Source organism: Dictyobacter formicarum, assembly GCF_016587435.1.
In genome coordinates this window covers 485,891-509,155 of sequence record NZ_BNJJ01000003.1, presented here as the reverse complement: position 1 = coordinate 509,155, position 23,265 = coordinate 485,891, and the positions used below count along the sequence as shown (strand labels likewise).

At 52.0% G+C, this 23,265-nt stretch carries 17 protein-coding genes; 9 read left to right on the top strand and 8 right to left on the bottom strand.

Annotated elements, in window-relative coordinates; genetic code table 11:
- The first annotated feature begins 4 nt into the window (after window positions 1–4).
- Window positions 5–472, top strand: coding sequence for a nuclear transport factor 2 family protein (locus JMI88_RS07270; protein WP_201361128.1), 468 nt, complete (start codon window positions 5–7; stop codon window positions 470–472).
- Between the two features lie 107 nt (window positions 473–579).
- Here JMI88_RS07270 and JMI88_RS07265 read toward each other — a convergent pair whose 3' ends face one another.
- From JMI88_RS07265 to JMI88_RS07250, 4 genes are all read right to left on the bottom strand, one after another.
- On the bottom strand, window positions 580–2,025 hold the full coding sequence (locus tag JMI88_RS07265) for an MFS transporter (RefSeq protein ID WP_201361127.1): 1,446 nt from the start codon (window positions 2,023–2,025) through the stop codon (window positions 580–582).
- Window positions 2,026–2,458: 433 nt separating this feature from the next.
- A complete protein-coding gene (gene cobA / locus JMI88_RS07260) occupies window positions 2,459–3,313 on the bottom strand; it encodes a uroporphyrinogen-III C-methyltransferase (RefSeq protein WP_201361126.1) in 855 nt (284 codons plus the stop codon).
- Window positions 3,303–4,001, bottom strand: a complete 699-nt coding sequence (locus JMI88_RS07255; RefSeq protein ID WP_201361125.1) for a precorrin-2 dehydrogenase/sirohydrochlorin ferrochelatase family protein — start codon at window positions 3,999–4,001, stop codon at window positions 3,303–3,305. The genes cobA and JMI88_RS07255 overlap by 11 nt, the downstream gene beginning before the upstream one ends.
- Window positions 4,002–4,008: 7 nt before the next feature.
- Window positions 4,009–5,766: an NADPH-dependent assimilatory sulfite reductase hemoprotein subunit gene (locus JMI88_RS07250; protein WP_201361124.1), complete on the bottom strand. Its 1,758-nt coding sequence runs from the start codon at window positions 5,764–5,766 to the stop codon at window positions 4,009–4,011.
- Between the two features lie 404 nt (window positions 5,767–6,170).
- Between JMI88_RS07250 and JMI88_RS07245 the strand changes: the two genes are divergently transcribed.
- A complete protein-coding gene (locus JMI88_RS07245; protein WP_201361123.1) occupies window positions 6,171–7,127 on the top strand; it encodes an aryl-sulfate sulfotransferase in 957 nt (318 codons plus the stop codon).
- Window positions 7,128–7,240: 113 nt separating this feature from the next.
- On the opposite strand, the gene JMI88_RS07240 is transcribed toward JMI88_RS07245, so the two are convergent.
- The gene (locus JMI88_RS07240; protein ID WP_201361122.1) at window positions 7,241–8,344 is read right to left on the bottom strand and encodes a Gfo/Idh/MocA family protein; all 1,104 of its coding nucleotides are present in this window, start codon (window positions 8,342–8,344) and stop codon (window positions 7,241–7,243) included.
- Between the two features lie 282 nt (window positions 8,345–8,626).
- Here JMI88_RS07240 and JMI88_RS07235 point away from each other — a divergent pair, with 282 nt between their 5' ends.
- The 4 genes from JMI88_RS07235 (at window position 8,627) to JMI88_RS07220 (ending at window position 14,073) form a co-directional block, all read left to right on the top strand.
- Window positions 8,627–9,427, top strand: a complete 801-nt coding sequence (locus tag JMI88_RS07235; RefSeq protein ID WP_201361121.1) for a DeoR/GlpR family DNA-binding transcription regulator — start codon at window positions 8,627–8,629, stop codon at window positions 9,425–9,427.
- 117 nt (window positions 9,428–9,544) lie between these two features.
- The gene (locus JMI88_RS07230; RefSeq protein ID WP_201361120.1) at window positions 9,545–11,638 is read left to right on the top strand and encodes a bifunctional aldolase/short-chain dehydrogenase; all 2,094 of its coding nucleotides are present in this window, start codon (window positions 9,545–9,547) and stop codon (window positions 11,636–11,638) included.
- A gap of 270 nt (window positions 11,639–11,908) precedes the next feature.
- Complete coding sequence (locus JMI88_RS07225) at window positions 11,909–12,928, top strand: Gfo/Idh/MocA family protein (protein WP_201361119.1); 1,020 nt, start codon at window positions 11,909–11,911, stop codon at window positions 12,926–12,928.
- 296 nt (window positions 12,929–13,224) lie between these two features.
- Entirely contained in the window at window positions 13,225–14,073 is an 849-nt protein-coding gene (locus JMI88_RS07220) for an RNA methyltransferase (RefSeq protein WP_201361118.1), read from the top strand.
- Between the two features lie 66 nt (window positions 14,074–14,139).
- Here the strand turns inward: JMI88_RS07220 and JMI88_RS07215 are convergent, their stop codons facing one another.
- Window positions 14,140–15,234 carry a glycoside hydrolase family 172 protein gene (locus JMI88_RS07215; protein ID WP_201361117.1) on the bottom strand — a complete coding sequence of 365 codons (1,095 nt, stop codon included), beginning with the start codon at window positions 15,232–15,234 and terminating at the stop codon, window positions 14,140–14,142.
- Window positions 15,235–15,292: 58 nt separating this feature from the next.
- Window positions 15,293–16,711 (bottom strand): GTPase HflX, encoded by a 1,419-nt coding sequence (hflX, locus tag JMI88_RS07210; RefSeq protein ID WP_236022842.1) that lies wholly within the window; start codon window positions 16,709–16,711, stop codon window positions 15,293–15,295.
- Window positions 16,712–17,478: 767 nt separating this feature from the next.
- On the opposite strand from hflX, the gene JMI88_RS07205 reads away from it, so the two are divergent.
- Window positions 17,479–20,466, top strand: a complete 2,988-nt coding sequence (locus JMI88_RS07205) for a serine/threonine-protein kinase (RefSeq protein ID WP_201361116.1) — start codon at window positions 17,479–17,481, stop codon at window positions 20,464–20,466.
- A gap of 12 nt (window positions 20,467–20,478) precedes the next feature.
- Here JMI88_RS07205 and JMI88_RS07200 read toward each other — a convergent pair whose 3' ends face one another.
- Window positions 20,479–20,727, bottom strand: coding sequence for a sulfurtransferase TusA family protein (locus tag JMI88_RS07200; RefSeq protein WP_201361115.1), 249 nt, complete (start codon window positions 20,725–20,727; stop codon window positions 20,479–20,481).
- A 152-nt stretch (window positions 20,728–20,879) separates the two neighbouring features.
- Between JMI88_RS07200 and JMI88_RS07195 the strand changes: the two genes are divergently transcribed.
- Together JMI88_RS07195 and metG are read left to right on the top strand one after the other, a co-directional pair.
- Window positions 20,880–21,053, top strand: coding sequence for a hypothetical protein (locus tag JMI88_RS07195; protein WP_201361114.1), 174 nt, complete (start codon window positions 20,880–20,882; stop codon window positions 21,051–21,053).
- Window positions 21,054–21,467: 414 nt separating this feature from the next.
- Entirely contained in the window at window positions 21,468–23,066 is a 1,599-nt protein-coding gene (metG, locus tag JMI88_RS07190; RefSeq protein ID WP_201361113.1) for a methionine--tRNA ligase, read from the top strand.
- The last annotated feature ends 199 nt before the right edge of the window (window positions 23,067–23,265 follow it).

Here is a 23,265-nt window from a genome sequence, read left to right as displayed (position 1 = left end):
AACTATGTCGCTCATCGATGAAAGCCAGCCCGCTGATCCTATGCAGTCGCCAGCACAACAGTGGATTGCGGCCTTTAATGCTCATGATGTGGAGGCCATTGTTGCCTTCTATCGTGAGGATGCTGAGCTCTACGACGCTGGTATGAAATATCCCCGGCGCGGCAAGCAGGCTATTCGAGGCTGGTTTGAGCAACGCTTCCGCACCATGCCCACCATTACCTACACGCCAACTGAATATGTATGTGCCAGCGAGACGCGAGCCGTGGTTACCTGGACCACGCAGGGCCAGAGTCCCACACCGGGAGGGCATCGCTGGCTACGCTGGCTCTCTCGACCTTTTCAGGTCGACGGCGTGAGCGTGTTTATGCTGGCCGACGGTTTAATTGTCAGGCAGCAAGGTTACTACGATCACCTGGCCGTAGTCCAGCAGATCCTCCCGCCGCTGCGCTGGCTATTGCCTGTGCGCTTCTAACCCAAACCGAGTGCCCATAGAGCGACAAATCGGGCGTAAGACCCGCATCTATGGGATGACGCCCATAGATGCGGGTCTTACGCCCGATTTAAACATGGACAAACCTATTATTTTGTAAGCAGGGTATGTTCCTCAGAGATCTCCTCCAGCGAGCGTCCCATCGGTTCGGGCAACGTAAACACTGTCAGGATGAGGCCCAGGAGTGAGACGACGCCGGCAATCAGCATCGCGCCAGGAAGCTTATATTGCGTCAGAATGATCGGGAAAGCCAGGGCGCCAATAAAGGCTCCAACTTTACCCAGGGCGGCAGCAAGACCATGGGCCGTACTGCGTACCATCACCGGAAAGATCTCGGCTGGATAGACAAAGGTGGTCACGTTGGGACCAAACTCGGTGAAGAAGTAGCTGACGCCATATGCTAAAAGGAATGGTACCGTAATCGTGGTCAACTGCGGCACAAAGGCCAGCAGCAGATAGGCCAGCGCCATCATTCCAAAGCCAACGCACTGAATCCATTTGCGGCCCAGGCGGTCAATCGTGAAGGCGGCCAGAATATAACCCGGTACAGCCGCGACCAGGAAGATGATCAGCGTATAGAGCGTATTGGTAATCAGCTGAGCATGAGGGTTAAGCAACTTAAGAACTAAAGGACTTGAGATAGTTGTCCCGTAGTAAGCGATATCGAGCAAGAACCAGGTTCCGGCGGTGCCGATCAACCACTTCAGGTAGCGAGGCGTAAAGAGCAGGTAGAGCCAGGATTTCTTCTTCTCTTTTTTCTTTTGCTCTCTGCTCTGAGCTTTCTTCTCCTGTACACGTACGTCGTTGGGAGAGCCAATAACCTGTCCTACGGTGTGTGTGGCCGCCTCAAGATCCCCATTTATTGTCAGGGAGAAGCGTGGAGTTTCAGCAATCTGACGACGCAGATAAAAAGTTGCCAGTGCTGGAATTGCTCCGATACCCAGCATCAAGCGCCAGACCAGATCATTGTCTAGATGCAGACTCAGTAGAATGATCGCGATCAATGGAGCCAGCACCAGGCCAACGCCTTGCATGGAGAAGACCATGGTAATCAACTTACCACGATCCTTACGATTAGCATACTCGCTCATCAATGTCGCACTCAAAGGGTAATCTCCGCCGATGCCCAATCCCAGGATGAAGCGGAAGATTAAGAGACAGATCAGGTTAGGTGCTAAGGCTGAAGCAATGGCTCCTGCGGCTAAGACAATCAGAGTAAAGCCATAGATGGCTTTCCGGCCAACGAAATCTGCAATGCGACCGAAGATGATAGAGCCGAGTGCTGCCGCAATCAGTGATGTGCTACCAATGAGAGAAACTTCAAATGTATTGAGATGCCAGAGAGGGGTCAGGATAGAGAGGGCAACTCCGATAATAAAGAGATCATAGGCATCTGTAAAGAACCCCATCCCTGAAGTAATCATGGCTTTCAGGTGAAAGCCAGAGAGAGTGCTATTATCTAATTGTTCAAGCACAGCGTACGAATGTGCACGGTTTGTCGAATGCGTATCTAGCGACTTATCTTCGACGATCATAAAATTGTCGTCTCCTCGTTAACATTTCCAATGGGATAGGTTTAACATACTGAACCATCCCTGTTTCATTGTAGTGCTTCTATGTTATCTAAATGTTAAGGGTATGTTAAATGGGTTAAATTATTCTGGAAATCAATCATTCACACGGTTTAAGCTAATTTATGTATCATATGTGAGGATAGCCAAAAAAGCCTCACAGAGGCAGGTTGTCGGAACTTAAAGAGGCTGGCCCGAAATGAGAAGAAGAATATGTCAGCGGTCAGATCCCTGGTGTGATTTCTATTAATGGAGTGGGGAAATAAAAACGTGGCGGAATGTTGTAAAGACACAAGTCCTATCACAACGTTGTAACGGGACTTATGCGCTTTCTACCAGTGTATCATATCGATCAAGTGCCATGCTAGACGAGCGATTCCGCAGCCCCGATCCCCCCTCATAGATTCGGGCCTTGCGCCCGATTACTTGAATTGTACCAGGCCAATGCCTCCGCAACGCTCACCACCGAGCCAATGATAGTCAGGGCTGGCGATTCCAACTGAGCCTCGGCCGCCCGTTCTGCGATATCCGCCACCGCAGCTGTTACCATGCGCTGCTGCGGTGTTGTCCCTTCTTGAATTACCGCCGCTGGTGTCGCCGGGTCCAGTCCTCCCTCGATCAGGTGGCGGGTGACATCGGGCAAGGCTTTGACGCCCATCAGCACTATTAAAGTCCCACCCAGGCTGGCCAGCGCTCGCCAGTTCACAGCGGGCGAAGCCGAACGCCCCTTGTGTCCAGTGACGACAGTGAAAGATGTCGTATAGTCGCGATGGGTTACTGGAATGCCCGCATAGGCCGGCACGGCGATGGCCGACGTGATGCCGGGCACGATTTCAAAGGGGATCTGTGCCTCGGTTAGTGCCAGCGCCTCCTCACCACCACGCCCAAACACAAAAGGATCGCCGCCCTTCAGGCGTGCCACGATCAATCCCTGCCGCGCATGGCCCACCAGGATCGTATTGATCTGTTCCTGGGGCATGCTATGGCAGCCTGGACCTTTCCCGACATAGATCAAGCTTGCATCGGACCGCGCCTCCTGGAGGAGGTCTGGATTGATCAGGCGGTCATAGAGTACGACATCGGCGCTTCTCAGGTAGCGCAGACCTTTAACTGTCATTAATTCAGGATCGCCAGGGCCTGCTCCAATTAAATACACTTTGCCCGCTGTGCTGCCAGCGGGCTCAGCATTGTTATTGAACGCGGACGATTGTACGTGGTGCCTCTGAAAAGCAGAATCGGTATCAATGCTCATGTTCTGCCTCTTTCATATCATGGATAATGGTCGACACGGAGATATCGATGTGGTAGCGACGCAATAGGCGCACGGCGCTGTCAAAAGCCTTGATCTTATCCTGTTCAATTAACAGATCCAGGATATCCGAGATAAAGTACTCACCAAAGAACTCATCCCGTTGTGCATAGGTCAGGCCGCCCTGGCGCAGATAGGTTCGCACAATAGAGGCCAGGCGCATATATGTCGCATATTCCACCGGAAAGAGTGCTTCGAGCTGTTGCCGAATACGCTTCGCCAGGCCAGGGCTGGTTCCTCCCGTGGAAACGGAGATTGTCAGCTGGCCCCGGCGTAAGATTGAGGGCACAATAAAATTGCAGCGAGCGGGTAGATCAACGATATTCACGAGTTGATTATTCTGCTGTGCTTCATGCCAGATAGCTTCCGCCAGCTCAGGCTCATAGGTTGCCGTCGCTACTACCACAAATGCTCCCGCCAGATCTCCATACTCATAAGCTTTATGACGCAGCGTCACATTAGGACTGCGCGCCAGGTCATGCAGCTCTGCGCAAAATTCTGGATTCAGCACGGTGACATGCGCTCCGGCGGCACTGAGGGCCGCGGCCTTCTCAGCCGCGACCGCATTGCCACCTATGACCAGTGCTGGTTGGTCATGTACATCCAGCATGATGGGATAATAGTCTGGCATCGTCTCTTTACCTTGCCGCTGGTTGTGCCGTCACACGCTCTTTCAGTTGCTCAATACCAACGCGATGACAGAAATCGCCGAAGCCCTCCTCTCCACTCTGGCGCTCATCGCGCCACAGCGTAAAGAGCGGCTGCAGGAGCGCGGGAATATCTTTCACATTGACATTCTGCGCATAGACCGTATTGAGGCGCGTATTCTGCCAGTCGCCGCCGACATGCACGTTATAGAGATCTTTGGAGCGTCCCACAAAACCCACATCCCCCATATACGGTCGCGCACATCCATTGGGGCAGCCCGTCATACGGAAACTGATCTTCTCACCTGCCAGTCCCAGCTCGTTCAGGTTCGTCTCCAACTGCTTAACCACTCCTGGCAGGGCGCGTTCTGCCTCCGCGACCGCCAGGCCACAGGTTGGTAGGGCGGGACAGGCCATCGCGTACCGATACGCGCCGATCGCCTCGGGATCGGTCATGATCCCGAACTCCTGCAAGCGTGCCTCGATGGCCGCGCGCTGCTCAGAGGGAATATCGATCAGCAGAATATTTTGCTGGGGGGTCAGGCGAATATTCGGACGGAACTCCTGTATCACAGTCCGCAGTCCACTCTTCAAGCGCAGCGTCTCAGTATCTTTCAAACGGCCGTTTTCAACATGTAGGCCCAGGAACCACTTGCCATCGAATTGCTGGTGCCAGCCCAGATGATGATCCACATCATGAAAATGCACCTCACTGGGATCGCTCAGCTGATAGCCCAGGCGCTCTTCTACCTGCTGCCGGAACCAGGGAATGCCCCGCTCCTCAACCACATATTTCATTCGCGCGTGGCGGCGATTGGCACGATCCCCATAATCACGCTGCACCGTAATAATGGTCTCCGCTACTTTGAGTACCTGCTCAACCGTCACATCGGCCAACGGATTGCCCAGGCGCGGAAAGGTATCTTTCTTCCCATGGGTGGCTCCCATACCACCGCCGATGACTACTGTAAAGCCAACCAGCTGCTCATCTTCCACACGGGCCACAAAACCAATGTCCTGCGTAAAGACATCTATACAGTTATCCCCGGGATAGGCCACACCAACTTTAAATTTTCGCGGCAGATAAGTTTGGCCGTACATGGGCTCAACAGTCTCGTCTGTATCCTCGCTGGAGTGAACCTTCTCGCCATCCACCCAGATCTCATGATAGGCCGAACTCTTTGGTGCCAGATGCATAGCCAGCTTATGCGCGATTTCCTGAATCTGAGCCTGCGCACGGCTAGAAACAGGAGCGGGGCAGGCCATCACATTTCGATTAACGTCTCCACAGGCTGCCAGTGTCGAAAGCAACGACTCATTGATCTTATGGATCGTAGCGTGGATATTCCCCTTGAGGATGCCATGCAGCTGAAAACTCTGGCGCGTCGTAATGCGCATCGTCTGATTGCCATAGCGTTCCGACAAATCATCCTGTACCAGATACTGCTCCGCCGTCAACGCTCCCCCGGGGATACGCGAACGGATCATAAACTGATACGCCTTCTCCGCTCCAGCCGCCTTACGAGCCTGGCGAGCATCTCGATCCTCCTGCTGGTACATGCCATGGAACTTAATAAGCTGCACCTGATCCTCTGTGAAACGAGGCGTATCCTGAGCCAATTCCTCAACAATCTGACCACGCAAGTAATTGCTCTCAACCTTAATATGCTCTACCTTACTACCTTCACCAGGCCCAAGGTGTAAGAGAGTCTGTTCCTGTTCGCTCTTATCCTGATCGGGTGTGCTCATTAACATCTCCTTTGAGACTGCGCGACTATCATCAAAAAACCAAAATGGAAATCAAAGGCCGTAGGTCCCTTAGCAGGGGCAGAACCCCGACACATCCATCAATCGCCCTCTGGAGCGGGGATGCAAGGGGCGGCCAGCCCCTTGACAGGGGCGCGGGGGCTGTGCCCCCGGCTTCTTCCCCCTCCCGGCCGCCGCAGGCGGCCGGGGAACACTCTAAAATTCCTTTATAGTCGCTTTGTACTACCAAATATGGCAGATTTATCCCTTGCATTTTAGACGGTTATGTTGATATAGTAGATCAACAAACTAGTATTGTAATTACTATAAGGCCAGGGGATCACTCTGTCAACCTTTTTACAGTCATTAAACATTAAATTTCATTGAAATATGTAAGGAGTAAACACATGGATTTTCTCCTGAGTTGCATCTCGACAAAGCATTCTATGTTGAAAAATCACTGGGCTCAGAACAAACAAGCCCAGCAAGAACAACAAACGGAATGTCCTGTCACTGTACTGGGTAGCCTGCAAAAGCCGAAAGATGACCAGGGTGGTTTACTCTGCCTCCTCAACGACAGAGGTGAGGTCCAGGCCAGCCTGGCCCTGTCAATGCCTGCAGGTATGGTAGCCGCCAGCGACGGCTTCCTGGTCTCTACCATGTACGATGTACATCGCGTGTCGCGAGATCTGTCCTCGGTACATGCTGCAACCATCAGCCTTCCTTCATTTAACTTGTTGCATTCTCTATCGCGTAGTCAGCGTGGCTACCTGGTGGCCAGCACCGGCCTGGACGTCATCGTCGAGTTCTCCGAGGGCGGCGAGCGCCTCTGGGACTGGTGGGCGATCGAGCATGGCTTTGAATTGACACCTAATGGAGAGCCTCGCTACATCAATAAAGATGAAGACTATCGAGGCGTCAAATTTGGCACACTGGCCCAAACCACCCATGTCAACTCGGTCGCTGAACTGCCTGACGGAACAATCCTGGCCACCCTCTTTCACCAGGGCAGCGTGATCGCCATTGATCGAGAGAGCGGCAACTGGCAGGTAGTTCTGGACGGATTGGACCATCCACACTCGGTCCGTATACTTAATGAAGACTACATCACCATCGCCGATACTGGTCGGGGACGCGGCCTCCTGGTCAATATTAAAGGACTTAGAGGAACGATTGAAGCACAGGTAGATGCACAAACCAGCTGGTTGCAGGATTGCTCTTACGATTATCGTAACGATCTCTGGGTGCTGGTCGATGGTAAGGAGACGCGTATCGTTTTGCGCACCGGCGCTGCCGGTGAAAAGCCCTATGGGCAGATCGAGTTGAACCCTGAATGGCGCCTGTACGAAGCCCTACCGCTCTAAGCTGTCAAAAGTTCTTTCGTTCTTTACTATCATATAAACTGTAGCATATATTTGGCAAGCAGGCATAATTTATATGCCTGCTTTTTTCTGATCATTTTCTGGTCTGGAACTGGTCAGGCGTCTATCTGGCCATTGGTCAGCCCGACGGGCAACGCTTTAGGGCGCTCACAAGTGCTGGTTAACTCGATATGCTTGCTTTCCAGCGAGGCATCCAGATAGGCTTGCATAGCATCCAGCACGTGATATGCCAGCTCACCGCTGGCCCGATGTGGTCGGCCGCTACGCATAGCCTGAGCCATATCCGCCACGCCCAGTCCACGGCTGTTCGAGGTATAGCCATGGGTCAGTTCGACATCTTGCCACTGTGGATTCTGGCGTGTCCAGATTTTAACCGGGCCACCAAAGGTATTGGGATCTGGCACACTCAACGTCCCCTCGGTGCCATAGATTTCAATCAAAGGCGCATGGTTGGCCCAGACATCGAAGCTGGTCACCAATGTTCCCACCACTCCGCTGGTGAAATCCATCACGCCAGCAATATGCGTCGGCGTCTTGACCTGGATCTTCTGACCATTCTTTGGCTGGCTAGTAATGATGCGTTCCGGGAATGTCACTCGCGCTGAACCGGTCACACGATTAATTGGACCCAGCATCGAAACCAGGGCCGTCAAATAGTAGGGCCCCATGTCAAAAAGTGGGCCGCCCCCGGGCTGATAGTAGAACTCAGGATCTGGATGCCAACTCTCATGGCCATGACTGAGCATGGAGGCACTGGCCGAGACGGGTTCTCCAATGGCCCCATCATCGATCAATTTGCGGCAGGTTTGCAGACCGCCACCCAGGAACGTATCGGGTGCGCTGCCAACCCGTACCCCTTTTGCTTTAGCGGCCTCTAGAATCTGACGACCCTCGGTCCGATTGACGGCCAACGGCTTCTCGCCGTATACCGACTTGCCCGCCTGAATAGCTGCCAGCGCCACTTCGGCATGAACTTTAGGAATAGTAAGATTGACAATAATTTCAATCTCAGGATCGGCCAAAATTTCCTCAACGCTACACGCGCGAGGAATACCATAGGCAGCGGCCTGACTGCGAGCGCGATTCATATCTATATCCGCGCATGCGGCGACCTCGATATTATCAAAATGCTTTCTGGCTTCAAGATAAATACCACTAATTTTGCCACAACCGATGATGCCCAGCTTGGTTCTCGGCATTATGCTCCAACCATCCTTCTAATGCTATTCACTATCGCTACAGGTTTATGCACTAAGCCTGCTGTTAAAATGCAGTGTACACTATTTTTTTCAAGAATGGCAGGGCCAGCAGTTGGTAAAAAGTTAAAAAAGACAAGCACATAAAGGCATGGATGCTTGCGCGGATTTGTCAATAAGAGGCGAATGAAACCTCACTTGACAAATATACAGGTAATATGGTACCCCAATAAGTGTACGTTTTGAAACAAAAAAGATTGCGAAATGAGCATAAGAAGTATCGAAATGAAAGGAAATGAAATTACGGATCCAGGTATCAACGCTACATATGAGCGCCGAGAGCAAATTGCGCGCACCCTGGAGGAGCATCCGCGCCTCTCTGTACAGGATCTGAGCGAGCTCTTTCTGGTCTCTGCCGTCACCATCCGTAAAGATCTAACCTGGCTACAAGAGCGTAAACTGATTGTACGTACACATGGAGGCGCTATACTGGCTCGTTCAATCTATGCCGAGCCCGCGTTTGATATCCGCAGGCAATTGCAGAGGGTAGAAAAAGATCGTATCGGGTTGCTGGCAGCGCGGCTGGTACGTGATGGAGATTCTATCGCGATTGACTCCAGCACGACCGCGCTGGCGTTGACACGCCATCTCCTGAATAGGCAAGAGCTGAGTATTGTTACTAATGGTGTACGAGCAAGCATGGAACTGGCTGGTTACCCTGGCATCTCGGTATTGACGCCGGGCGGCATGTTGCGCCGCGAATCATTTTCATTGGTCGGTAGCTGGGGAACCCCCGTTTTGCAGCGTATCAATATCCAGACGGCTTTTGTAGGAGCTCGTGGCCTGACCCTGAGTGAGGGCCTGACCGAAGTCAGCAGCGAGGAGATGACCTTCAAGCGTGCTCTTGTTGAGGCTGCCCATGAAGTTGTAGCCCTGGTGGACCATACGAAATGGGGCCAGGTAGCCTTCGCTACCTTTTGTGAGGTCGAGCGCTTAAAAATGGTGATCACCGACGATAAGGCCCCCGCACAGATGATCGAACAACTGCGCAACGCTAACGTACAGGTATGGATTGCTGAAACATAACATCACAGCAATCCATTTTCCAATTATGAAATGGTAATTTTTTAAGCACATTTTGCAACTATTCAGTCATTCTCGTTGAATAGTCACTATATTTCAAAGATGGATCGTTATTATTCGATGAAAAAGGAGAGTCTCGTGGTAACAAATGCCTGGAACAAAGAAGAAGCGACTCAGGCGCGCAACGCCCTGGAAGAGCTGGTTTATCGTTCCCATTTGCTGGGCAGTGATCGCTCGGTCGCTAACTGGGGTGGTGGCAATACCTCGATCAAAACAGTCGAAAAAGATTTTCGTGGCCGTGATGTTGAGGTATTATGGGTGAAAGGCAGCGGCTCAGACCTGGCTACTATGGAAGCCCGCCACTTTACCGCGCTTAACCTGGAAGATATTCATCCCTTGCAAGAGCGCGACCAGATGTCTGATGAGGATATGGTGGCGTACCTGGGACACTGCATGCTGGACCCCAAACATCCCCGCCCCTCAATCGAGACACTCTTACATGCTTTTCTGCCATATAAGCATGTTGACCATACCCATCCTGATGCGATTATCAGCCTGTGCTGCACAGAAGGAGGCAAGGAAATCGCCGAAAAAATCTATGGCGACCGCTTTGTCTGGGTGCCTTATATTCGCCCGGGTTTTTCATTATCAAAAATGATCGCTGACGCCGTACGCGACAATCCCCGTGCCGAACTGGTGCTAATGGAGAAGCATGGACTGGTAACCTGGGGCGATAGCAGCGAAGAAAGCTATTTTCATACTATCTCAGTTATTAACGAGGCCCAGCGTTATATTGAAGAGCAGGCTGCGGCACGCAATCAGCCGCTCTTTGGCGGTCAAAAATACCAGTCGCTGACGACCGAAGAGCGGCGCAGCCTCCTGGTACAGGTTCTCCCCGTGATTCGAGGTGAGGTCAGCCAGGAGCAGCGCATGCTGACAACCTACAACGATACCCCCGAAATTTTACAATTCGTCAACAGCGAAAACGCGGCGCAACTATCCCGGGTCGGTGCAGCCTGCCCGGACCACCTGGTGCACACCAAGCGTGTACCGCTGTTTGTCGATTGGGCACCGCAGGCTGGAGATGCCGCGGGCCTGATCGAGCGCGTTAAGGCTGGTATTGCCACATATAAGCAGGCCTATGCGGAATATTTCCAGCAGTACAAGAGCGCTGGCGATAGCATGACAACTCCCGCTCCACGTGTTATCTTGATCCCTGGTATTGGCATGATCAACACAGGAAAATCGCGCGCGATGGCTCGGATCAGCGATGCGCTCTACCAGCGGGCCATCTCGGTTATGAAGGGAACCGAGGCCCTGGGAACCTTCACCTCGCTCAATGCGCAAGAATCTTATGCTATTGAGTACTGGCCACTGGAACTCTATAAATTGACTCTGCAGCCGCCCGAAGCTGAGTTCTCGCGCCAGGTAACCTTGATCACTGGTGGGGCCGGTGGTATTGGAAGCGCCACAGCGCGCCATTTCCTCAACGAAGGCGCTCATGTGGTGCTGGCCGATATCAACCTGGAAGGAGCCCAGAAGGTCGCCGATGAGCTTAATGCCACCTATGGTGAGGGCCGTGTCCTTCCCGTCAAGGTTGATGTCACAGACGAAAACGCCGTTATTGCCTGTTTCGCTAAAACCATTTTAACCTACGGTGGCGTGGATCATCTGGTGAACAACGCCGGTATCGCGGCCTCCAGCCCGTTCGACGAAACCTCGCTGCAGGACTGGAACTTTAACATCAATATCCTGGCCACCGGCTACTTTCTGGTTGCCCGCGAGGCTTTCCGCCAGATGAAAATCCAGGGCCTCGGTGGCAGCATGGTCTTTATCACCTCCAAAAACGCCGTCTACGCCGGAAAAAATGCCGCCGCCTATAGTACCGCCAAGGCCGCCGAGGCGCACCTGGCCCGCTGTATTGCTGTCGAGGGAGGCGAGTTTGGCATCCGCGTCAATTCGGTCCTACCAGATGCCGTATTACAGGGATCGGCCATCTGGAACTCGCGCTGGCGCAATGAGCGGGCGCAAGCCTACGGCGTTGAGCCTGACCAGCTAGAAGAATACTATCGTAAACGCACTACCCTGCTGGTTAACGTTTTTCCCGACGACATTGCACATGCAATTACTTTTCTGGCCTCCTCTAAATCCGCCAAGACCACTGGCTGCATGATTACTGTAGATGGTGGCGTACCGGCCGCTTTTACACGTTAGTTGAAAGGGATATGACCGCTCGCTACTGGCCGATAAAGGGACTTCTGCCTGCCTTTTTGGATAGGCAGAGGTCTATACAATACCTGGGCTTGGTGCGATAATAGTGGCAAGCTTGCTAGCAATCAATCAGTTTGAACTATGCGCATGTTCGCTATTGATTGTACTGGCAACTACTGTATTTATTCACTGAGCGAGCAGTGTACAGTTAAAACAGTGATGTTTGCTAATCGCTATCTCGCTATAATGCAATTAGAGAGAATCGTAATCATTATGACACTACAAATTATCCATGTTGGACTTGGTGGGTGGGGCCAGAACTGGGCCCGGACCGTTGTTGCCGAAAATAAGGACGTTGAGACTACCGCATGGGTGGAGATCGACGCAACAGCCCTGGAGGCCGCACGCGAGCGCTTGAATTTGCCCGCCGATCGTTGTTTTACATCGCTGGATGAAGCGCTCAAGACTGTGCCAGCGGATGCAGTGCTGGTGACAGCTAGTTTGCCAGGCCACGTGCCCAGTGCTCGGACCGCCTTATTGGCTGATAAGCACGTATTGATGGAGAAGCCATTCGCTCCCACAGTAGCTGAAGCGCGTGAGTTGGTCGAACTGGCCGAGCAGCGCGGGCGCCTTTTAATGATCAGTCAGAACTATCGCTTCCAGCCAGCCGCGCGAGCCGCTGCAGCAGCGGTAGCTGAGCAGAAAATCGGGCGACTAGGTAGTATCAACCTTGATTTCCGACGCTATGACAATATCGCTCCTGTTGCTGAGCATCGTCACTACCACATCTGGGAGCCATTGCTGGCCGATATGTCGATTCACCACTTTGACCTGATGCGCCTGGTTATTGGGCAGGAGCCGGTTCAGGTCACTTGTAAAACCTGGAATGCCGCCTGGAGCAAATATGATGAGCCCGCCGAAGGTGCGATGACCATTACCTTTGATGGTGGTGCGGTCGTCAACTACCGTGGTAGCTGGGTGAGTACTGCTCCCAAGACTAACTGGTCCGGTGAGTGGCGTATGGAAGGCGAAAAGGGCGAATTGATCTGGACCAGCCGTGGCGAGTTGCCCGAAGGCGCTGCCATACGCTTGTTGGGCGAAACCGAACTGACGCCCCTTGCTCTGCCCGAGTTGACCGCGCTTGATCGTTCCGGTAGCCTGGCCGCCTTTGCCGAGGCCGTCAGTACCAACAGCATTCCCGAAACATCGGGCCGCGAAAACCTCAAGACCCTGGCGCTGATGTTCGCAGCCATCGAATCGGCCAAAACTGGCTTGCCAGTCAACGTCGCATAATAACCGCTCTGTTTTTCAGAACGCCAAGAGAAGCACGGCCCCCGGCTGGCGCTTCTCTTTTTTATGCCATTATAAATTCGTCTAATTTAACGAAAAGCATCAATAGCCGTAGGTGCACTCCTTGCGGGCGCTTCCTACTTTCCCAATCAAAAAAGTACCAGGGAAAGAATTTGCAAAAAATTATAATATGATTCATATCTAATTTTTAGAATATAAACGTTAAAAAGCGCCCGCAAGGTGGTCACCTACGTATGATAAGATAGGGTAAAGGCAACCATATTGGGAGAAGGTAAGGGATGAAATCGAGCACACGACCACGCATCGTCAAAATACATTCAGAGAACAATGATTTTCAATATGCCGAGACGTTGCGGCGCAAGCGTGAGAAACGGCTACGCCAGCGGGAATTCTTTGTAGAGGGGGTGCGTCCCATCAACCAGGCGCTACAATATCACTGGCCGGTGCGCGCCTTCTTATATTCACGCGATAAGCCATTGTCGGACTGGGCCGAGAATATTCTGCGAAACTCGCAGGCCGAAGTGCACTATGAGTTGCCCTGGTATCTGCACGCCAAACTGAGCAATAAATCCGAGCCATCCGAACTGATCGCCCTGGTAACCATGCCAGAGGATGACCTTGCTCGCATTCCGCTGAAAGACGACCTGCTGGTCGTTGTCTTCGATCGTCCCTCCAGTCCGGGCAACCTGGGCACCATTATTCGTTCCTGCGATGCTTTAGGCGTCGATGGTATGGTGATTACTGGCCATAGCGTAGACCTCTACGATCCCGAGACCATTAGCGCCACCACCGGTTCTTTCTTTGCCCTACCAGTGGTGCGCCTGCCATCGCAAAAAGAACTGCTACCCTGGATTGAGACCATTCGGCGGCAGTTGGGGCGTGTTCATGTAGTGGGGAGCGATGAAAAAGGGGACTGCGAGCTGACCGAGCACGATTTTACGCAGCCAACCCTATTAGTAGTGGGTAACGAAACCTGGGGCATGAGCGCGGCTTATCGCGAGCTATGCGATACCGTGGTCAGTATTCCCATAGCTGGCTCTGCCTCATCGCTCAACGTCGCCTGCGCCACCTCGATCTTATTATATGAGGCCACGCGCCAGCGCCGTTCCCTATCCCGACCGCACTAGATAGATGCAAAAAAGCTCTCGACTTCCTTTTGTGCGTGGAAGTGAGAGCTTTTTGTCTGTTTATTACTAGATGATCTCCAGGCCATCCAACTCAGGTAGCGCTGGATGAGGGGTATGGGGCTCATTCTGGTACCAGTATGCGACCGAGGCAATGTCGTCCTGTAAAGCGAGGTAGCGACCACCGCTACGCCATCCCAGCGCCTGAATAGTTACGCGCAGATCCTCCTCAAAGCGAATGGGATCCATAATATGCCAGCGATACATGCCAAAGCGCTGCTGGCTATTGTAGAGCCCATCTGGCTGAATGACCTGTGGAAGTCCCAGGAAAGCAGTTGAGAACGTTCCATACTGCCCCTGTGGATGCTCGAAGTTCCAGGCACCGCCAAAATAATCTTCGGTGCCAGTGCCACAGATGGTCGGGAACTCCTGATCGCCATCAAGGTAAAATTTGATCTCTCCTTCACCCCACCAGCCTCGATTGTTGACCTGCCAGGCCAGGTAGGTACCCACATAATGTCCACGCCCCCTGACGTTATCGAGCAGGGTATGGACCTCTTTATAGGCCAGAGGATTACTGCGCTGCCAGCGGGCATGAAAATAGCCCGCGTCTTCAGGCACAGCAGTCAGAGTATAGGTAATTTGAAAATAGAGCACCACTTCTGTATCGCTCAGATTCTCAATAGTCCAGCGAGCGCTCTGGCGAAACGGCATCTCCCAATAAGAGTTCATGCCACCCGCTGGATTGACAGCGATGGGCAATGAATTGATATTGCAGCGCTCACCCCAGCCATTGGCAAAAAAATCGCCGTAGGGACACTCGATCGAGGGTGCCTCTTCTCCATCCCAGTAGGCGCGCAGAATCAAATGCCGCCAATGAGCTGGAAAAGTCGTCATCCAGATATGCTGAATGGCTCCTGGACCTGTGATCTCAGCCAGCGTAAAGGTGCTATGCGGAGCGATTTTAATCGAAGGAGAAACCTTCCAACCCCTGCCAAGGTCACGGGCGTGAAACGCGCCCGTGCCTTCAGTTGCCATTCCTCCCTGACCTTTCTCACCACTAAAGTTCTCAGCACTGATTGATCGTGTCTTAGCATGTGAGAGACGGGAAAGGTTGCCCAACCCTATCCCCAGACCGTTAAAGCCATCGCGTATCTCTGTCATCTTCTGGCTCTTTCTAGCTCCTTCTAGCTCTTGAAAAGCAGCTTGAGAAGCAACGAAACTACGAAACAATGGATTCCTCTTGTTTGGATTCCTCCTGTTCGGCCAGTTCCTGTTTGGATCGCCGAGAGGGCCTGGCTTTTTTAGCTGGCTGGGCCGCACGCTGGAATGCCTGGAATGGACCACTATGGTTCTGAGGCATATGCCCACGGAGGTGTGTGCCTCCCTCTTCATATTCCTCAAGCTCAATGGTGCCATACTGGTGAAACTGGGCTACTAGCTCCCCACGCTCGTATGGGATCAACACATCGAGGGCGACAAATTGCTCCACCAGAGTCTCGCTGATGCAGCGTAGTAGATTCTCGACGCCAGTACCCTGCATAGCCGAAACCTCTACTTTTGGTAGGGTGGTGGCAATGCCTTGCAGCTCCAGCTGATGGTCGGCGGGCAAGAGATCAGCCTTATTCAGGGCAAGCACCATGGGCAGGCCACCGCCCCCGATCTCCTCCAGCACCTGCTCTACGGCCTCGATTTGATGCTGCACATGGGGATGCGAGGCATCGACCACATGCACCAGCAGATCAGCCTCGGCCACCTCTTCCAGCGTGGCCCGGAAGGCGGCTACCAGCGTCGTTGGCAGGCGCTGCACAAATCCTACCGTGTCCGAGAAAAGTATCTCCTGGCCACCAGGCAAGCGTACCCGTCGCGTAGTCGGGTCCAGCGTCGCGAACAGCTTATCCTCAGCCAATGTCTGGGAACCAGCCAGCCGATTCAGCATTGTAGACTTACCGGCGTTGGTATAGCCGACCAGGGCAACTACCGGGGCACCAGCATATTTGCGGCGCTCGCGATGTAGTTGACGCTGGCTGCGTACCTGTTCCAACTCCTCCTCCAGCTGATCTTTCTGGCGGCGCAGCAAACGGCGGTCAACCTCAATCTGTTTCTCACCTTCACCACGCTGATTGGTGCCACCACCACTCTGTCGAGACAGGTGGGACCACTGGCGCGTCAGGCGCGGCAGGTCATATTCAACCTGGGCCAGTTCAACCTGTAGCCGACCTTCGCGAGTACGGGCGCGCTGACCAAAGATGATCAGGATCAAAGCCGTACGGTCCAGCACCTGTGTTTCCATCTCACGTTCCAGGTTGCGGTGCTGATTTGGTCGTAATTCAAGGTCAAAGATTACCGCATCGCAATCGTGAAAGCGCAGCAGCTCGGCCAGCTCTTGGACCTTGCCCGAGCCAAGCAAAGTACCTGGATGAGGATGATCCATGCGCTGAATGACGCGATCTACGCATTGGACTCCAGCTGTAGACGCCAGCTGTTCCAGCTCATCGAGCGATTCATTGATCGGCCAATCGGTCTCAACGGTTTCCACGCTGACCAGGATAGCACGCAGCGGAGCATCGGCCAACAGGCCACGCATGGGTTTCTGCTCGTTATTATTTTTTTCTGCTTGACGAATAATTTGTTCCGGCAAAATTGGCTCCTTTCCGTCATCGGGACGGAATAAAACTCTATCTGTAAAGGCTATGGCTGTATGTGTCGTTGCGTGACGCCTGCCGGGTCGCTGCCAGATATTGTTACTTATCTATTGTGCATCTAACAGCGCTCTATGCTATTGTTGGTGGAGACCTGATGATGGCAGAAAATCTGTGAGCTTATGTATTATATGGGGAAAATTCTTGGTTGAAAGGTCGCTAACAACAAAGAAAGTCTTCATCACCAGGTCACCGCAAAGCAGCTTTTCTGGGCATAACTACCAGAAAGGACAGACAAAAACAGCCTGACACGTGCAGAACGGTTGTTCATGGTTAATTAAAGACTATCACTCGTTGCTTCTCCTATAAAATGTAGTAAATAAATTATACCCGAGGACGCCTCAAAAGTCAATGCAGACATAAGATAGAGTCTAAAGCCAGAGGGGGTCGTGCCTTCGGCCCCTGACGCTACGCGCCATCGACTCAATAAAAACAGGTGTGGCTGCGTGTGCGGCCGCCCGAAAGGGGACGTGCAGGTTCCTCATCAGTATGGATGTTTGACACACTGGCAAAAATAAATTGATGAGATTTGAGGGTAGCTGCAATTGCTGGGATAAAGGCAATTGGAAAAAAGATATCATCTCACGTTTATATAAGTGTGCGATCCTGTCCGGGAATTGCTGGTTAGCGGGATGCACAGTCGTTAGCATCATCCATATACTCTGCTCTATCGTCAGGGTGTAGTTTTCATAAAGGGACGGAACACATGTTTGGTATCAGCCATACGGGGTTCCTGGCACCTCATTCTCTCTTATTCCAACGCTATCAAATTGTTGCCTTAGCGGGTCAGGGTGGTATGGGAGCTGTCTATCAGGCTCTGGATACCTATGAGCACAATCGTGTTGTGGCTATCAAAGAGATGAGCCAGGCCAACCTGCGACCCGAGCAACTTGCTGATGCACAGCAACGCTTTCAGGGCGAGGCCAATCTACTGGGTTCTCTGCATCATCCCAATCTGCCCCGGGTCTATACAGCCTTCACCGAAAATGGCCGTTCGTACCTGGTGATGGAATTTATCTCAGGTAAGACACTGCTGGAGTTGCTGCACGAGAGTTCGACTGGCTATCTGCCCGCTGGCCAGGTCATCGCGTATGCGCTGCAATTATGCGCTGTATTGAGATACTTGCATGAGCATGTGCCACCGATTGTTTTTCGCGATCTCAAGCCCAGCAATGTCATTGTTACGGATCAAGGACGAGTCTATCTGATCGATTTTGGTATCGCGCGCCTGTTTAAACAGGGCCAACGTTTTGATACCGAGTCATTCGGTTCAGTTGGTTATGCGCCACCGGAACAGTTTGGTCATGGGCAAACCTCACCGCGCTCAGACCTGTATAGCCTGGGGGCAACACTGTTTTCCTGCTTGACCGGCCGACATCCGAACGACAATCAACCAACGCCATTCCACTTCTTGCCGGTCAGATACTATAATCCATCCATACCGGTAGAACTGAGCAACCTGGTCCAGCAGCTGGTCGCTACCGATGAAGCCAGGCGGCCAGCCAGTGCCAATGAGGTATACTGGCAGTTGAACGCTTTGCAGCGACATGGCGTGTCTACTATCGTATCCATGCATGGAAGCGATCCATTCTACGATGCGAAAACAGCCTATGCCGCACAATTTGGCGGCTGGATGCAGCGCTATAATAACCTGCCCGGCAAAGCCGGCCTCTGGTTAAGCCTGGTCGTTATTCCATTCCTGGCTCGCATATATGGGAATGCCAAAAGCAAGCTTGCCTGCATGTCCCTATCACATCTCAGGAGCCGACTGGCAGCTTTCCCGGGCAACTTACTGTATGTGATAAGGAACTTCCCGACCTACCTGCCACTGAGCTTCACCCCGCCGGTCTGGTCCTGGCGTTTTGGTCTCCTTTTCCTGGCTCTCATTTTGGCCATGGTCGGAGGCAGTATTTATGCTATGGTTGGATTGCAGGCATCTGTGCACCTGGTAACCCTGTGCCTCTGTCTCTTGTTGCTGGGTCTTGTTGTGCTGGCACGTAGCAGCAAGACCATCCAGAATACCCTGACCAGGAATATTCTGACCGCTTTAATCATAGGTCTGTTGGCTGTTTGCCTGGCGTTTCCTGCCTTTGCAGACGTGCAGTCAGCCCTGAACGCTATTCGTTTCGGCCAGGTTCTGGGTGCGATCATCTTCTTGCTGATCGGGATCTCTCTCTGGCGCAACGATAGGTATGCGACCTGGGCCAGCCACCTGGCATTGGGCCTGATGGCGCTGTTGTACGCCTGTCTATCCTATAGTTATGGAAGCGACGCGCTGGGAACCCTTTTTGCTGGAGCCTCACCAATCGCCATGCAATTGCTCAATGGCCTGCTGATTCTCTGTCTAGCGGGTTGTGTCCTGTGCTCTTTCATGCGTATCATAAGAGCTTATGGCTCACTGGACCGGGTGATGATTTTTATTATCGCCGTTATCGCAGTTCCTTTGCAACTCCACCTGGGTAGTCTCAACGAACTGGTGCAGACTCCATTGGTGGCGCTGATGTACTGGATGGGCAAGCCTGGCACAAATCAGGATATGGTGTTTAACGTCTTACCAGGCTGGGGACCACTATTCATAGCTCTACTATGGATCTTCATCGTCTCCGGTTCAACGCGCCTGGCTCGACTCTCGTTGGCGATACTAGCCATACCCTGCGTGCTCTTGCAAAACACACTGGAAAACACGCCTGTTGCTCATCCTGTGCCAATTCTGACAGGGCTGTTTGCCACATCTTTTACATCCCTGCTCAACGTCAACCAGATAGTGGCATATGGACTACTGTCGTTGCTGGTTGTCCAGTTCCTGCGCTCGCGTAGCTTTTTTACTGGCGTCGAACGCACCATTATCTATCTGGTCGCCCTGTTGACGGCCCTGCTGCAGGCTGCCGTCTGGTCTCATGCATCATCATCTTCCCTGGCGGCAGACCCGCATGTATTACACGGCTGGCAGATTTCGTCGCAGGTTGGAATGGAGATCGTCGTAGGAAATCAGGTTGGGGCCGCGATCTTTCTCTGGCTTATCATTGGCGTTGGTGGTGCTGTTTTGGGACGCCTTATCTGGCGCCGCATGAAATCTGCCAGCCTGAACAATAGCAACTACCTATGGCAGCAGCAGAGCTGGAACTGGCTGCTGATTATTATACGCCTGGAACATCTCATAGTATGGATGACCACGTTGGCGCTGGTGCTGATCCTGCCCTTTTTTGGAACCGCTTCGGCTCCGCTCTCATTTGTTCTGGGAGGCAGTGTGCTAGCCATAGACATCAACCAGCTGCTCTGGTGGTTCCTATTGTTCTTGTTGGTGGTTGGACTGTTTCGCCTGGTGCGCCCATTTAATGGTTGGGATCGCTGGCATATGCTTTATAACACCCTGACGCTGGCGCTTCTCTTCTTTGGGCATAATAAGAGTGGAGTGGACCCACACAACACGAATATCATCGCCTGGTTTGCCACGCCACATCTCGCCTTGCCCTTCTATGTCGCAACCATTGGACTGATCGTGGTGGCGCTGGTCAGCCTGCTCTGGCTCAAGCGCGCATTTCTGCCCACCGAACAAACCATACTCTGGATCTGCTTCGGGCTGGCGCTCTGCTGCACCTTCCTGCAAGTTATCAACCCCATCTTTTTACTGGTGGCCTGCACCTTGCTATTCCAGGGAATTCTTTTTGTCATACGTGTGGAGCGCGTCCACTAACTTCCGTTACGATCAGGAGCGTTTTTTCTGGATCAAGTATTGATTCTCGATCAAATTGGACTGCAATAATGTATTTCCCGTGGTGCGGCTCCAGACCTTGATATCCAGTGGGGCTGCCGGATCATTGGCGATGACCAGCAGGGTCTGTCCGGGTTCAAGGCTAACCATGGCATCCGCGATATTTTCCAATAAGCGGCTGCAGCCTTCCGTCCCTAGATCAAGTATGCGATCTGGTCTGATCGTTGTGTTCGTGCATTCCATGTTAGAAGCCTTTCGCGAGAAATAAGTATAAAAATATGTCTCAGAATGTATGTTTAGTTTCCTATGTGACTCATCGTGATTGGCACATCAGGTGCATACGATGAGATTTTACTAATTGTAACATATGTGAGAGCCCAGATGGGTGTTTGTTTTTGACAATGTTGATCAAGTTTCTGTGGATATTCGAGCCACCTGATCTGAGTTACTTTCAGTTTGTGGAGAGCTATCCCCTGACAGCCAGTGGCAAGGTGCAGAAGTTCGTGCTGCGTGAGCAGGCGATCAAAGTACTGGGCTTAGAACAGGTAGCAAAAACGAAGACTGCCTGAAGAATGGCATAGATATAGGCAGGGCAGCCCTGGCAAAGTGACATCTAAACCTTGACAAAAGAGAATAACTATAGCTACACTTAAGGTAGGTACTATCAATAGAAGTTGCACCTTGTATCTTCTATCGCTGGATATACCTGTTATAGAGTGTCAAATAAGGAGTAAGTTCACTTTGCGACAAACGCAGCATAGTTTTATGTCTATGATGAATACGATGCGTTTCTGGATGCCGTTGTTTCAGATGATGATGATGGTATGCAGCAGAGTGTCATGCGTCTCTCCTTATAAATCTCTAGGGTCCCTGACAAGGTGAGCATTGCGGAAGCTTAGATATAGAGAGGAGCGCAGATGACACAATCTGCGCTCCTCTCTTTTTTTATTGATTGTTGGTTATTTTTTTGCGAGGTAAGCGCTATGACATATAAGCATTCCGGGGAAGATACAGACGAGAGTAGCTCAACCCACTACTATATTACGACGGCCATTGATTATCCCAATGGTGCTCCGCATATCGGCCACGCGTTAGAGAAAGTCGTGGCTGATGTTGTGGCGCGCTATCACCGCCTGTGTGGACATGACACCTTTTTTAGCATGGGTATCGATGAAAATAGCCTGCATGTGCTCTTAAAGGCAAATGAGAAAGGCGTGGAACCGCACCTCTGGATTAACACAATGGATGAAACCTTTCGGCGGGTCTATCAAACGTTAGACATCTCTTATGATTACTGGATTCGGACCACTGAAGAACGTCACCAGCGAGCCTCACAGGAAATGTTTCGACGTGCGGTTGCCAAAGGGGATATCTATAAAGACATCTACTCAGGCTGGTACTGTCCAAATTGTAATAACTTCTACACAACTGAGGAACTGGTGGGAGGTCGTTGTCCCAATCATCCCTCGCTGTCGCCAGAATGGCTGCATGAAGAGAACTACTTTTTTGCACTGTCCAAATATAGCGAGCGCCTGCTGGAACATATTGAGTCCCATCCAGAATTTATCGTACCGGCCACCCGTAAAGCAGAGGTTGTCTCGCTTATCCAGCAGGGATTACGTGATTTCTCCGTCTCGCGTCGCGTACGTCCAGGCACTGAGAACTGGGGCATTCCCATCCCCGACGATCCACAGCACGTCATTTATGTCTGGTTTGATGCGCTAACCAATTATCTGACGGCTGTAGGTTTTCCTGACGATGAGCAGAAATTTCAGCGTTACTGGCCTGCCGATGCCCATGTCATAGGCAAAGATATTACCCGTTTCCATTGTCTCTACTGGCCAGCTATGCTGCTTTCGGCCGACTTGCCGCTGCCAAAGCAGATTCCAGTGCATGGTTTTATGTCAATTGAAAACCAGCGCATCTCTAAAACGCTGGGCAATGTCATTGATCCCGTGGCGCTGGTAGAGAAGGTCGGTGTAGATGCTGTACGCTACTACCTGACCCGTAACTTCTCATTTGCTTCGGATGGAGACTTCTCACGCGCTGGCCTATTGCGTTTCTATAATGATGAACTGGGAAATGATCTGGGAAACCTGCTGAATCGCGTCGTCTCTATGATTAAGCGCTATCGCCAGGGCACTGTTCCCACTGCCGGTAGACCCGGTATTCCTGAACTGGAACTACAAAACATGGCCAGCGTCACGCTCCAGAAAGCGCAGACCGCGCTCGAAAACTGGGAGATTGGCCAGACACTGAGCACGATATGGAGTTTTGTACGTCGCGTCAACCAGTATATTGAGCACAGCGAACCATGGAAGCTAGCAAAGCAAACGGGAGAAGAGCAGCACCTGGACACCGTCTTATATTCTGCGGCAGAAGCAACGCGCATCCTGGCTATCCTGCTGGCCCCCTATATCCCCGGTTCAAGCCAGCGTATCTACGAGCAACTTGGACTGCCAGCTTTTCAAGCAGGTGCCTGGGAACAGGCTACCACCTGGGGTAGCATTCCTTTCTCCCAGGTTGTAGCTGGCCCCCTCCTTTTCCCTCGCCTTGATCCCGAAGTAGCCGTAGCCTTATAACATCTAATCTATTCTGCTATCTCATGCATAAATGAGGTAGCAGAATAGAGGCAAAATGTGTTTTTGACTACAAAGTGTGTTACGTGCTATAATAATGTTTCATTGTATATCACTTTGTTTGATAATACTTTGACTACTGCGTTCCATTAAGTATGGATGAAAATATAAATAGAACTTGTTCCCGTCATTCCTAGAAGGC

Bases quoted from the DNA above. Each gene is read 5' to 3' on its own strand.
- JMI88_RS07270 (WP_201361128.1), top strand. From the start codon at position 5: ATGTCGCTCATCGATGAAAGCCAGCCCGCTGATCCTATGCAGTCGCCA.
- JMI88_RS07265 (WP_201361127.1), bottom strand. From the start codon at position 2,025: ATGATCGTCGAAGATAAGTCGCTAGATACGCATTCGACAAACCGTGCA.
- cobA (WP_201361126.1), bottom strand. From the start codon at position 3,313: ATGAGCATTGATACCGATTCTGCTTTTCAGAGGCACCACGTACAATCG.
- JMI88_RS07255 (WP_201361125.1), bottom strand. From the start codon at position 4,001: ATGCCAGACTATTATCCCATCATGCTGGATGTACATGACCAACCAGCA.
- JMI88_RS07250 (WP_201361124.1), bottom strand. From the start codon at position 5,766: ATGAGCACACCCGATCAGGATAAGAGCGAACAGGAACAGACTCTCTTA.
- JMI88_RS07245 (WP_201361123.1), top strand. From the start codon at position 6,171: ATGGATTTTCTCCTGAGTTGCATCTCGACAAAGCATTCTATGTTGAAA.
- JMI88_RS07240 (WP_201361122.1), bottom strand. From the start codon at position 8,344: ATGCCGAGAACCAAGCTGGGCATCATCGGTTGTGGCAAAATTAGTGGT.
- JMI88_RS07235 (WP_201361121.1), top strand. From the start codon at position 8,627: ATGAAAGGAAATGAAATTACGGATCCAGGTATCAACGCTACATATGAG.
- JMI88_RS07230 (WP_201361120.1), top strand. From the start codon at position 9,545: ATGAAAAAGGAGAGTCTCGTGGTAACAAATGCCTGGAACAAAGAAGAA.
- JMI88_RS07225 (WP_201361119.1), top strand. From the start codon at position 11,909: ATGACACTACAAATTATCCATGTTGGACTTGGTGGGTGGGGCCAGAAC.
- JMI88_RS07220 (WP_201361118.1), top strand. From the start codon at position 13,225: ATGAAATCGAGCACACGACCACGCATCGTCAAAATACATTCAGAGAAC.
- JMI88_RS07215 (WP_201361117.1), bottom strand. From the start codon at position 15,234: ATGACAGAGATACGCGATGGCTTTAACGGTCTGGGGATAGGGTTGGGC.
- JMI88_RS07205 (WP_201361116.1), top strand. From the start codon at position 17,479: ATGTTTGGTATCAGCCATACGGGGTTCCTGGCACCTCATTCTCTCTTA.
- JMI88_RS07200 (WP_201361115.1), bottom strand. From the start codon at position 20,727: ATGGAATGCACGAACACAACGATCAGACCAGATCGCATACTTGATCTA.
- metG (WP_201361113.1), top strand. From the start codon at position 21,468: ATGACATATAAGCATTCCGGGGAAGATACAGACGAGAGTAGCTCAACC.